General features: G+C 63.5%; 8 protein-coding genes. 7 read left to right on the top strand and 1 reads right to left on the bottom strand.

Translation table 11 applies throughout. From position 1 onward, the window contains the following. Nucleotides 1–149 precede the first annotated feature (149 nt). Nucleotides 150–1,568 carry a MocR-like pyridoxine biosynthesis transcription factor PdxR gene (gene pdxR, locus ACUDCK_RS10300; RefSeq protein WP_045953178.1) on the bottom strand — a complete coding sequence of 473 codons (1,419 nt, stop codon included), beginning with the start codon at nucleotides 1,566–1,568 and terminating at the stop codon, nucleotides 150–152. Nucleotides 1,569–1,724: 156 nt separating this feature from the next. On the opposite strand from pdxR, the gene ACUDCK_RS10295 reads away from it, so the two are divergent. The 7 genes from ACUDCK_RS10295 (at nucleotide 1,725) to ACUDCK_RS10265 (ending at nucleotide 12,208) form a co-directional block, all read left to right on the top strand. After that, nucleotides 1,725–2,171 (top strand): carboxymuconolactone decarboxylase family protein, encoded by a 447-nt coding sequence (locus ACUDCK_RS10295; RefSeq protein ID WP_029580638.1) that lies wholly within the window; start codon nucleotides 1,725–1,727, stop codon nucleotides 2,169–2,171. Nucleotides 2,172–2,500: 329 nt separating this feature from the next. Beyond that, nucleotides 2,501–3,022, top strand: a complete 522-nt coding sequence (locus ACUDCK_RS10290) for a sigma-70 family RNA polymerase sigma factor (RefSeq protein ID WP_175168090.1) — start codon at nucleotides 2,501–2,503, stop codon at nucleotides 3,020–3,022. A 16-nt stretch (nucleotides 3,023–3,038) separates the two neighbouring features. After that, a complete protein-coding gene (locus ACUDCK_RS10285; protein WP_175168089.1) occupies nucleotides 3,039–4,034 on the top strand; it encodes a FecR domain-containing protein in 996 nt (331 codons plus the stop codon). A gap of 208 nt (nucleotides 4,035–4,242) precedes the next feature. Then, nucleotides 4,243–7,008 (top strand): TonB-dependent siderophore receptor, encoded by a 2,766-nt coding sequence (locus tag ACUDCK_RS10280; RefSeq protein WP_244976956.1) that lies wholly within the window; start codon nucleotides 4,243–4,245, stop codon nucleotides 7,006–7,008. Between the two features lie 284 nt (nucleotides 7,009–7,292). Further along, nucleotides 7,293–8,147: a hypothetical protein gene (locus tag ACUDCK_RS10275; protein ID WP_175168088.1), complete on the top strand. Its 855-nt coding sequence runs from the start codon at nucleotides 7,293–7,295 to the stop codon at nucleotides 8,145–8,147. Nucleotides 8,148–8,317: 170 nt separating this feature from the next. Continuing rightward, the gene (locus tag ACUDCK_RS10270; RefSeq protein WP_258955795.1) at nucleotides 8,318–9,850 is read left to right on the top strand and encodes a surface lipoprotein assembly modifier; all 1,533 of its coding nucleotides are present in this window, start codon (nucleotides 8,318–8,320) and stop codon (nucleotides 9,848–9,850) included. A gap of 729 nt (nucleotides 9,851–10,579) precedes the next feature. Further along, nucleotides 10,580–12,208 (top strand): diguanylate cyclase, encoded by a 1,629-nt coding sequence (locus tag ACUDCK_RS10265; RefSeq protein WP_395757616.1) that lies wholly within the window; start codon nucleotides 10,580–10,582, stop codon nucleotides 12,206–12,208. Nucleotides 12,209–12,225 lie beyond the last annotated feature (17 nt).

The following is a 12,225-nucleotide window of genomic DNA, read 5'->3' as shown; positions in this document are numbered from 1 at the left end:
ACTCTTTCGATCCAAGCCCCAGGCAAGCGTTCGAACGGCCGCTACTGGCCGTCGGCGGAACTTCGCCGACGACCGCGGACGTCAGTTTCCGCGAGAACCGGACGCTCCGACGCCGCGTGCATGATCCACGGGGATATGCGGTCCAGGATTCAATGAGACGCAACGATTCTTGCAAGCGTCACGCATGCGGTTTCTATGTTGTGGGGGTGCAGGTTCGTCACGCTGAGTAGCAAGCCACGTTGAGCGTACCCGCGGCTAAGGTGCCAAGCGGAGAGCGCCGAGGGCGCGAGGCCATGTGCGCGGGCGATACGCACCACGGCGATGTCGTCGGCAATCTGTGGCAGCGGTGCGATCACGCCCAGGCCAGCCGCCAGCGTGCCCGGCAGAAGCCTATTTACATGCGTTAGCGCGAGGTTGCGGCGCTCGGCATAGAGAGCCTTCATCTGCCGCAGGTGCCGCAGGAAGTGCCCATTGGATAGAAACTCCATAACAGCCAACTGGGTGATCCGGTTCGGAGCCGGGGCCAACACGGCGGCAACCTCGACCAGACGTTCCGCCAGCGAACGTGGGGCGACGACGAAACCGAGGCCGAGCGTCGGACTGAGCGTTTTGCTGAACGACCCGATGTGGATCACACGCTCGGCGCCTGCGCCTGAGGCAAGGGCCGGTGCAGCCCTACCGTCGAGCTGAAGTTCCCCAAGATAGTCATCTTCGATGATCCAGGCGCCACTTGACGCCGCCCAGTCGAGCAAGGCGTGTCTTCGTGCGCGCGATAGGGTCACGCCTAGCGGTGCGTGTTGGCCTGGGGTGACCAGTGCCAGCATGGCGTCTGGGGCCCGGGCGATGCCATCGTCCACGCGCAGCCCCTCGGCGTCAACAGCCACAGGTTCGAGCGTGGCGCCGATTAGCTCGAGCCCGCGCCTTCCCAGCGGATAACCTGGCTCTTCGATCCACGCCTTGCGCCCTTGGGCGCGTAGCGCCGTGAGGGCAAGCAGCAGGCCCTGCCGGTATCCACCGGTGACGATGATTTGATCGGGATGGCATTGCATTTGTCGGCTGATGGCAAGGTGGCTCGCGATCTGGGCCCGCAGCACGGGTTCGCCTCGCGGGTCAGCGTAGGCCGTGTTAGTGCTCGCGTCGTCGCGTAGGGCACGCGCTCGCATGCGGGCCCACAGCTTGGCTGGAAAAGCGTCATGAGCGGGTACGCCCATTTGGAAGGGCCGTGGGGCGCTCGAAAATGGACGGTTGAAAGCCGCCAAAGGTCCGTCGATTGGCAAGTCGTCGACCGCTTCGATGGTAGGCGGCCGAGCGCTTACGCGCGTTCCAGCGGGGCCGGCACCGAATACCAGGTTCTCGGCGATTAGCCGATCGTATGCCACGCGGATTGTGCCGCGCGCGACACCAAGCTGCGCGGCGAGGTCTCGACCGGAAGGCAAACGCTGTCCTGGCGCAAGCCGGCCGTCGAGGATCGCCTGTCGCAGGCTCGCATGGATCTGCTCGCCGATTGCCGCGACGGCGGCTCGGTCCACCTGAATCGACAGTGCATCGAACGTACTTAAGTCAGTCATCTTGGGTCAGTCGTTTCGGCAGTTTTTGGGTCTGTTTCTCCAACAGCCGGTGGAGTAACGTCTGCTTATGTCATGGATCGCGGTCGAAGTCGATAGGCGGCCTTCGGGGCGCGCTGGCCGCGATCCGACAATCATAAACAACAGCAAAGGACTGTGATGACCCGTTTGAACTGGCAAGAGATCGCACCTGAAGGCGCAAAGGCACTTTTCGGTATCCACCACTATGTCACGAGGAGGACGAACCTTCCGGAGGAACTCGTGCACCTCGTGTTCCTCCGCGTTTCGCAAATCAATGGCTGCGCACACTGCATCGATATGCATAGTCGCGATCTAAGAAAAACCATGTCGATCGACAAGATCAGTTTGGTACCGGTATGGGACGAGGTGCACCATTTGTTCTCTGAGCAGGAGCGCGCCGCGCTAGCCTGGGCTGAAGAGGTGACCCGTGTCAGCGAGACGCACGCGTCTGATGAAGCGTATGCCGCCGCCTCGGCACAATTCGCGCCCAAGGATCTGGTTGATCTCACGATCACGATCGCCGCAATGAACGCGTTCAATCGGCTGGGAGCGCCATTTCGAGTTCCTGTCGCTGCCCAGTCGTGATATGGTTTCCACACGCAGATTGGAAGTGATGCTTCACGGGCTCGAAGATTGCAGAATCCTGGGCGTCGATGATGCATTTCAGTCTGAGCTGCGCGGAGGGCAGCTTTGGAAAATCGCCTGCGAGCGTCTGCTTCTGGCCGGCAGCGGTCGTTGCCAAATCACATCAGTGACCCACATTAAGCTGACCAAGCACTTCCCCGACAGCCACGACGCCGCCCTCCCACCTCAGACAAACCCGATTTCCCCCAGCCCCCCGCCCATCCCCCTACCCCATCGACTATAAAAACAAAACACTTCCCATTCGCACTTCACTCCCCGCCGTCCCCACCATGAAAAAGTGCCTCGCCCCCACCGCCCACCAGGTCGGTGGCCTCTACCGCGAGCATCACGGTTGGCTGCGCAACTGGCTTCGCACTAAAGTCCGCCGCGCCGAAGACGCCGACGATCTGACCCAGGACACTTTCGTCCGCGTGCTGTGCGCCGCCACTCCCCTCCACATCGACACCTCCCCCCTGCGCGAACCGCGCGCCTATCTGGCTACCGTGGCCGGACGGCTGGTGGCCAATTTCTACCGGCGGCAGGCGCTGGAAATCGCCTATCTCGAAGTCCTGGCCTCCCTGCCGCATCAGCAGGTGCCTTCCCTCGAAACCCAGGCCCTGGTGCGCGAGGCGTTGTTCGAGTTCGATCGCATGCTCGACGGCCTCGACCCGAAGGTGCGGCAGGCCCTGGTGCTATCGCAGTTCCAAGGGTTGCCCTACACGCAGATCGCCGTGAATCTGAATGTCTCGCTGCGCACGGTGAAGAACTACATCGCGCGCGCCATGGCGCACTGCTGCCTGGCGGCCTTCTGATCCCCCGGCAGGTTGCATGGCCGAGTCCCGCCCGCCGTCGTCCGCCGAGGAATCGGCCGTACACGAAGCCGCCCGCTGGTTTGCCTGCCTCATGGCCGAAGACGCGACGCCGCGCGATCGCGTTGACTGGCAGGCCTGGCTCGACGCCAGCCCCACGCATCGCCAGGCCTGGGAACGACTGCAGAAGATGCGGGGCGCCTTCAGCCGCGTGCCGGCTAATGTCGCCACGGCCGTGCTCACCCCGTCCGCGCGCCGGCGCGCGCAGCGCCGCAGCCTGCTGTCGTTGATGGGGATGGGCCTGCTGGCCACTGGCGCCTATGGCGTCATGCGGTCAGGGGAGTCGGACATCTGGCAGACCGCGACCGGCGAGCTGCGCCAATTTCAACTGGACGACGGCTCGCAGCTCTATCTAAACACCGCCACCTGCGTGACGCTGGATTTCAGCGACGCGCGGCGTCGGGTGGTGCTGCGTGCCGGCGAGATCCTGATGCAGGTCCATCAGGACCAGACCTCGCGGGCCATGCCGCGCCCGTTCGTCGTCAGCACGCCGCATGGCGACATCCTGCCGCAGGAGGCCCGCTTCACGGTGCGGCTGGATACCCGCGACACGCGGGTGCAGGTGTTGCAACAGTCGGCCACCATCCTGCCTGGCCAGACGCAGAATCACCCTTCGATCCGCATCCCTGCGGTGCTGCTGCGCGCCGGTCAGGCGGTGTCGTTCGATGCCGACGGCGCGGGGCCGGTGGGCGCCGCGTCCGTGGATGCGCAGGCTTGGCTGCATGGCCGTCTGGTGGTGGAGGATCGGCCACTGGCCGAGGTCGTCGCCGAACTGGCGCGTTATCGGCCCGGCATTCTGCGGTGCGATCCGGCGGTGGCCGATCTGAAGGTCTCCGGGGTCTTCTCATTGCGGGACACCGACGAGGCGCTGGAAGCAATCTCGGACAGTTTCCCTGTGCAGGTGCGGCGGCATACGCGCTACTGGGTGACGGTGCTGGCGCGCCCAGGGGCGTAGCCGGCGCGGTGGCGCAGGCGGCGGCCCTCGTGCCTGACGCCACGGGTCAAGCGCAAAAGCGATCACATAAGTATTTTTTTCAATCGCATTTGCACTTTCGTAGTACGTCGCGTGTCCTCAATGACGATGGCGCTCGCCATGGACGCGAACCGAACCGGTTCCGGCCATGGCCTCGCTTCCCGTTCAATCACTATGCCGCGATATGTCCATGCACGATCACCCCTCCACTTCACCGGCCTGCGCGCCTGGCCGCTCCTCGCACCCTGCCGCGCCGGGCGCGCGCCAGTTCACGCTGAATCTCACGCTCATATGCCTGTTGGCCGCCTTCACGCCGCTGCGCGCCGCCCACGCGCAAACGCCCTCGGCAGCCCTCGCCGCCAGCACCTTGCAGGTGGACATCCCGGCCGGTCCGCTGACCACGGTGCTGAACCAGTACGCGCAGGCGGTCGACGTCAGCCTGTCGTTCGACGCCTCGCTGCTTGCGGGAAAGGAATCCGCCGGGTTGCGGGGGAGTTTTGAGGTCGAGGCGGGTTTCCGCCGCATCCTCCAAGGCAGCGGATTCGAAGCGGTGGCGCGTGCGCCGGGGCGCTACATGCTGCGCGGCTTGCCGAAGGCGGCAGGCGCGGACGCCACCGATGTGACCCAGCTGAACGCCGTCACCGTCAGCGGCTACCGCGAAGGCGACGCGCCCAACCGGGGCTACACCGTCAGCAGCACGTCCAGCGCCACCAAGCTCGACCTGGCGCCGAAGGAAACGCCGCAGAGCATCACCACGTTCACGGCGCAGCAGATTCAGGATCAGGGGTTGTTGACGGTCAGTGAAGTGCTGGACCAGACGCCGGGCATCACACTGATTACCGCCGGCGTGGCGGGCGCCGGGAACCAACCTGTCTATTCACGGACTTTTCCGGTCACTTCGGTGCAACTGGATGGCGTCATGGCCAGCAGCTACATACTGTCCGGCTCCGCCAACGGCAACATCGGGCTGCAGGATTCCTTTCTGTACGAGCGCATCGATGTGATCCGCGGCTCCAATAGCCTGACGGGCGGCGAAGGCGATGCGTCGGCCAGCCTGAACTTCGTGCGCAAGTATCCCTACCTGGATCGTCACCTGTCGGCGAATTTGAAATACGGCAGCTGGAATAATCGCCGCGCCGAGCTGGACCTCTCCACGCCGGTCAACGACCGGTTCCGGGTGCGGCTGGCGGCAGCCATGCAAAAGGGTAATCACTGGGTCGAGCGGGTCAAGAGCGATCGAGGCGCGGTGTCGCTGATCGGGCAATTGGATGTGACGGAGAACAACCGCATCAGCGCCGGCGTGACGCAATTCGACTTCAAGCTGGACGGGGCCTCGCCGCATGGCTTGGCGAGGTATTCGGAAGTGTCAAACAACAGATTCCGGCCTGGAGAAAAAGAATTTCTACCGGAGGGCATACGCGACCTGCCACCAGGCGACAGCGTATTGCCAACCAGAGGCGTCTCGCGCGACTTCAATAACGCAACCCCTTGGTCACACACCCATCGTAATTACACCAATCTGTTTCTCACCTGGGACCATGATTTCAACGACGACTGGTCATTCAAGGCCAGCTACAACCATGCCAGCAACATGGACGACCAGTTGTACGGGGAAATGGGATCCCGCTATTACGTGCCCCAAGCGGGGTTGGCCAGCTACATTGCCAAACGCGACCATCAAGAGAACATCGTCAATGCCGTGGATGTTCACCTGAAAGGCCGTATTGAGGCATTCGGCCGAGACCAGGAATTCGTCGTGGGCGCCAATGCCTATAACGTGAATCACATGGTCTACGGTGGCTATGATTCCTTCGGGACGGCGGAATACCCCCTACTCGCGTTCGAGTCATGTGGCCGCCGCAATCGCTCTTGCCTCCCACCGAGGTCGCCCATGGATCGCACGTCGATAGGTGCCATTCCCATCGAAGGCTGGACCGCTCGCCTTCCCGAGGAATCAGAGTTGGCCGGCTCCCGCAGGGACATGTACAGCGCCAGGGAACGATATATCACCAAGCGCCGGCAAACTGGGTACTACTTCAGCAGCCATTTGCGACCGATTTCGCGCGTTCATCTCATTCTGGGCGGGCGTTGGGCCAAGGATGTGGAGACGGACCATGTCGACACCGACTGTCTAGTCGACCACTGCAACTCCACCCACTTCCTTCCCAATTCCACCAACCCCACCATGCGCCCGAAGTTCCTGCCTTATGGCGGTCTGATCGTCGAACTGACGCCGCAGATCAATGCCTACGGCAGCTATACAACCTCCTACGTGCGCGACCCCGTCTATAACGGTTCTAACGGTGGCACCAACGCCATTACCGGCGATTACCTCCCCCCGGTGCGCTCGATCACCGAGGAGGGAGGCCTCAAAGGCGCATTTTTCGACGAACGCCTCAATATCGCAGCATCCTACTTCAGGATGACACAAAAGGACTTTCCCTTTCAAAGCTACGACCCCAACGCCCCGACTACTGACAACAACGGCTGGCGCGTCTATGGATGGGAATTCAATGCCACCGGCGCTATCACGAAAGACTGGAATATCGCCGTGGGCTACGTCAAACAAAAACAGGTCCTGCCGCCATTCAAGGGGGAGATCATGTTTTCGGCGGTTGACGACCTGACCGGCAGCTATCGCGCGCCCGAACAATCCTTCAAGTTGTTCACCACCTATCGCGTCAAACGCCTGACCATTGGCGCGGGCGTGCGCTGGCAGAGCCGCACACAGTCCGCCTGGATTCCCATGGACTTAGAGCACCGCAAGCAGGACTACCTGATGCGACAGGACGCCTACTACGTCGTCGACCTAATGGCGCGCTACCAGATCGACCGGCACTTCAGCATGCAACTGAACGTCAACAACATATTCGACAAGGTCTACTACCAGCATGAACGCTCCTTTAATTCAGCACCGCCACGGAATGCGTTGCTGACCTTGAGCTACCGCTTGTGAAGGTATCCGGATCATCCGACGCGCAGCCGTCCTCTGCCGCATATAACCGAATCGGACGAAAGGCTGCATGGGTTTGGCACACGGCGTGCACTTTCACCACTGGTCGCGTGTCCTCCTAGATGTGTGGATCCTAGCCGATCAGGTCGCAGTCCTGGCGACAACGCTGGCTGCCGGGTTCACCCAGGTCCCCAAAAATCAACCCTTGTTGCCACTGGGGATCGTTCATCATCCCTTTTCAAGGACACGACCATGCGCAAACTCGCCTCACTTTCCGCTGCTTGCTGATGACCGGATCCGCCGGCGTCGCCTCCGCAGGCTGGAACCAATTGGACCTCGACCAACCCAGCAACCTGGAAGAACAAGCGAATGTCGTTTACCAGGGCTCGTTCAATTACAACGGTCAGACCTACGGTCCCTCCACTTCCGCGGCCGTTCCGACTCAGGCCAGCACAGGCATTTCCAACGTATTCGATCTGAACTCCCTGCAAGCCTTCACCCTGTACGGCAAGAACGGCCCCGCAGGCACAGGTCGCAACGATGATCTGAGCCTGACCTCCAATGACAATTCCGCGGCCGCCGGCGTCAAGTCTCCGGTGGTATACCGCGTCTACCGCCAGAACTATTCGGCGGCGGTGGTCAACCTTGCACGTGGCACAGTGGGCCGCCACTTCGTCAAGAGCATCGTCGGCGAACAGACCGTGCCGGACACGCTGGTAAATGGCACCTACAACTACGCCGGTGTGACCTTCTCGAACTTCCCGCGTGGCATGTTCGATTACCAGGTCACGGTAACGGGCCCCAGCTCCGCCACGGGCCAGGGGTCATTCTCGTTGGACGAGATCAAGATTCCTGCCAAGATATCCTCGACCGGCAAGGACATTGTCTTCAACATCAATAACGGCAAGCTGGATCCGACGGCTTTGGATGCGACCGGCAACGGTCTGGTCTTCGCCGGAGACGTGACTATCACCACGAACGACGTCAGCAATCCCGACGCGTGGAAGGAAATCGGTGGTCTCGTAGCGAAGCCGGAATATGACCTGACGCTCTTTGGCCCCAACGGCGCGGAAATCGCAGGCGCCATCAACGGTCTGCCTGACCGCGTCGGCTCTGTCGCGGTCATCGGCGCAAAACAGTAACCGCTACTAGAAGGGCGGAGCAATATCTCTTCAACATCAAATAGATAGCGACCCAAATCGGACTGCTATTTGATATTGGCCGCCATTGAATTGCGATCGCTCCCATCACGGACTGCAGGGATTCCCCTGCAGTCCTTTTGCCTATTCAAGCCGCCGCATCCGGAAGACCCGTGCCGCACCCTCTCTGGTCCAACCCCTCTCGCCGTCATTCACTGTTCACGGCAATCGTCGTCAGCCTGTTGGTCACGGGCTACCCGCTTACGCTCCAGGCCCAACCCGCCACGCCGTCACCCGCCGTCCTGCCCGCTCCCGTCCGCCCCCTGGAGCCGGACACCCCGACGCTCCCCCCTCCACCTCGCCCCACGCCCGCCATCACGCACCGCCAGCCCACCCAACCAGCCCAGCCCCCCGTCGAACTGACCGACCAGGACCTGGCCGACGACCTCAAGCTGACCGAACGCATCCTCAACCAGGCGATGTTGCAAGAGGACTGGAGCACCCTGCGTCGGGTGATGCGCTTCTACCCCTGGATCGCCGGCGTCGATCCGATCCTGCGCGACTACGTGCATGGCGCGCTGCTTCGCCACGACGGGCGGCTGGCCGAGGCCATCGCGTTGTACCGCCAACTGGTGGCGCAGCATCCCGACCTGGGCTACGTACGGCTGGAACTGGCCACCATGCTGATGGAGGATCGCCAATTCGCGCAGTCCGACGCCGAGCTGGCCGACCTGCGGCTGGGGTCGCTGGAGCCGGCGGCGCAGCGCAGCGTCATGCTTTACCGTCAGGCATTGGCGCAGCAGCGCCGCTGGAATTTCCGCCTGGGCGCGGGCACGGTCTACAGCAACAACGTCAATTCGGCCAACCGCGACCCGATGCTGTACCTGCCGGTCGCGACACGGCAAGGTCCCTTGTGGGTGCCGTTCGCGAAGGGCCGCGACGCGTTGCCCAAGGCGGATTGGGGGTTGAAATACAGCAGCAGCGCCAATGTCGAACGCAATCTCGGCGGGCATCACTACTACACGCTGGGCGCGGATATCGACGGCACCGCGTATCGCGTGCAACGCGACTACAGCGACCGCTCCCTGACCTTGCGCGGCGGCTACAAGTGGCAGGATGCCACGCGCTGGTTTGCCGCGACGCCCCAGGCGGGCCGCAGCTGGATGGGCAGCCGGCGCTATAGCCACAACCGCGGCTTGAGCCTGGAGTACGGGTGGCGGCCAACGCCGGGGTGGCAGTTGATGGGGGCCTGGCTGTGGCTCAAGCGCGGCTATGACGATCGGGCCTATGCCGCCTATGACGGCCATCTGGACGTGCTGTCGCTGACGGCCATCCGCGTGTTCTCGCCAGCGCTGTTGGCTTACGCCAGCGTCGGGCTGCAGCGCGAGGCGGTGGCGGCGGGCGAATACACCTATCGCTTTCCCTGGGCGCAGCTGGGCGTGGTCAAGACCTTTGGGCAAATGTTGGGCACGCGCTTGAGCGCCCGCTATGGCCGCCAGGCGTATGAGGCGCCCTACGCCCTGTTCCTGAACCAGCGGCGGCGCGATCATGAACTGCGCGTGGACGCCTCGGTCTGGAGGACGGACCTCAAGATAGCCGGGATGGAGCCGAAGCTGAACCTCAGTTACCTCAAGATCACCAGCAATCTGCCCATGTATGCGCGGGACCGGACCGAGGTCAGCCTGATGCTGGAGAGGCGGTTCTAAACAGCATCCGTGTCGGCGACCAGGGCAACAATCCGTCCACGCTCACACGTTCTGGCCCTTTCTCACTGCCATGGATATCTCCTTGAGCATCCAGGCGAAAGTCGTCGCGGCGCGAGTCCCCCCTGCTCCCTTCGGCCACGGCAAGCGGAGTTGTCGAAACAATTCCGGCTGCGTGATAGGGACGAAATTGCCGCGCCCGAAGCCCGTCGCCGCCGTTTCAGGAACGATGTCCCAAGCTGCCCATCCCCGGAGACCGCCAGGAGCGACTCCGTGCTATCCGTTTCCGCCGCTATCGGCAATTGCACATTGGCGGCCTTGAACGCGTCTTCGATCAGCATGTGCGTCGAGAATTTCGGCGGGAACAGGGCTAACGGAATCGAAGCCAGAACGGTCTCCGGTCCGTACTTTCACGCCGATCGAGGCCGTTTGTGATGAATTCTCAGGCGGAGATCGTCCTGGCAATCCAGGATTTCAATGCCGGAAAGCATGGGCAAATGCACTGGGAGGCCGGATCGGCGTTGACGCGCCAGCGCGCCTCGGCCGGGTAGTCTCGGCCAGAAAGTCTCATGACGCGCCCCGAATCACTGCCAAAATGATGCAATTTTCGCGAGGAACGTGACAGAATATCGGGCACCCGCGTCACGGCTGTACCGCCGAACCCCGTATTGATCAGGTCCTGAAATGCCCGTTATCGGCGATCCGCCTCCAACCCGACCTCCTGGCGAGGGCGTGGGCAGCGGCCATGGCGGGTCCGACGGCGCCCTGGAGCGGCTGGCGCGCCTGGCGCGGCGACTGTTCAATGTCGACACGGCGATCGTTGCCCGCGCCGACGCCGCGGGCGCATGCGAGGCGATGGCCGGCACGCCCCCCGCTTCGCCGCAGCCATGGTCCATGCAATCCCCCATCCGCGCCGCCGACGGACGCGTGCTGGGTAGCGTGCGCCTGCTGCACGGACAGGATCGCGCTTTCACGGATGAAGACAGCCGGAACCTGCAAGACCTGGCGGACCTCGCGGCGACCGCTATCGCCCCCCAAGCGCGCGAGCGCGCCGACGAAATCGCCTGGCGGGAGGAAGCCAGGAAGTTGTCGCTGGCCATCGCCGGTAGCGGCACGGGGGTCTGGGACCGCAACGTGGTGACCGGCGAGATCACCTATTCGCCCGGCTGGAAGGCCTTGCTCGGCTATTCCGAGTCCGAACTCACGACCCGCATCGAAGACGCCTACCAGCGCCTGCACCCGGACGACCTGGGTTTCGTGCAAGCCGCCATGCAGGACCATTTCGACGGCAAGACCGAAAGCTACGAGGTCGAGCACCGCATCCGCTGCAAGGATGGCAGCTACAAGTGGATCTGCAGCCGGGGCAAGGTGGTCAGTCGCGACGAGGCCGGCAAGGCGCTGCGCATGATGGGCACCACCACCGACATCAGCGCGGTGCGCGCCCTGGCGGAACGGCTCAAGCTCACGGCGGACCTGGTCGTCAACCTCACCGACGCCGTGCCCGGCCTGGTCTTTCAGTGCCAGGCCGTGACCGAGGGCGGCGCGAGGTTCTCGTATGTCAGCGCCGGCATCCGCGACATGTTCGAGCTGACCGCCGACGACGTGCGCGCCAGCGCCACCGCGATCGAACAGCGCGTCCATCCCGAGGACCTGCCCGCCTACCGGGCATCGCTGCAGCAGGCGACCGCCGCGCTCACGCGCTGGCACCTGGAGTTCCGCGTTTGCCTGCCGCGACAGGGGGTGCGGTGGCGGCTGGGCGACGCCAGCCCGAGCCGCGAGGCCGGCGGGGGCGTGGTCTGGCACGGCTTCGTCACGGACATCACCGACCGCAAGCGCGCTGAACTGGAATTGCGCGAACTCGCCGCCACCGACGCGCTGACCAGCCTGCCGAACCGCCGCCATTTCATGTCGCGCATCGCCGCGGAGCTTGCGCGTATCAAGAGCGACGGCGGCCACGGTTCGGCGGTGCTGATGTGCGACCTGGACCACTTCAAGCACATCAACGACACCTGGGGCCACGCCATCGGCGACGGCGTGCTGCAGCACTTCGCCCGCATGCTGCGTGCCCAGTTGCGCGAGATCGACCTGGTGGGCCGTATTGGCGGCGAGGAATTCGCCGTCGTGCTGCCGGACACCGACATCGAAAGCGCGCACCTGTTCGCCCACGACGTACAGCGCCGCATCGCGGATACGCCCTATCTGACGGGCGGACAGCGCATTCCGCTGACGGTCAGCATCGGCATTTCCGCGCTGCATACGCACGACGACGACGCGGAACTGGCGCTCAGCCGCAGCGATCGCGCGCTGTATTACGCCAAGCAACGCGGCCGGAACAGGATCGAATCGGTGTTTTTCAGGTAGCGCCAGCCCGACGCATG

The sequence above is a fragment of the Achromobacter sp. CF-sbj1-Ac2-l genome, assembly GCF_052698165.1.
This window is presented reverse-complemented; position numbering and strand designations above follow the sequence as displayed.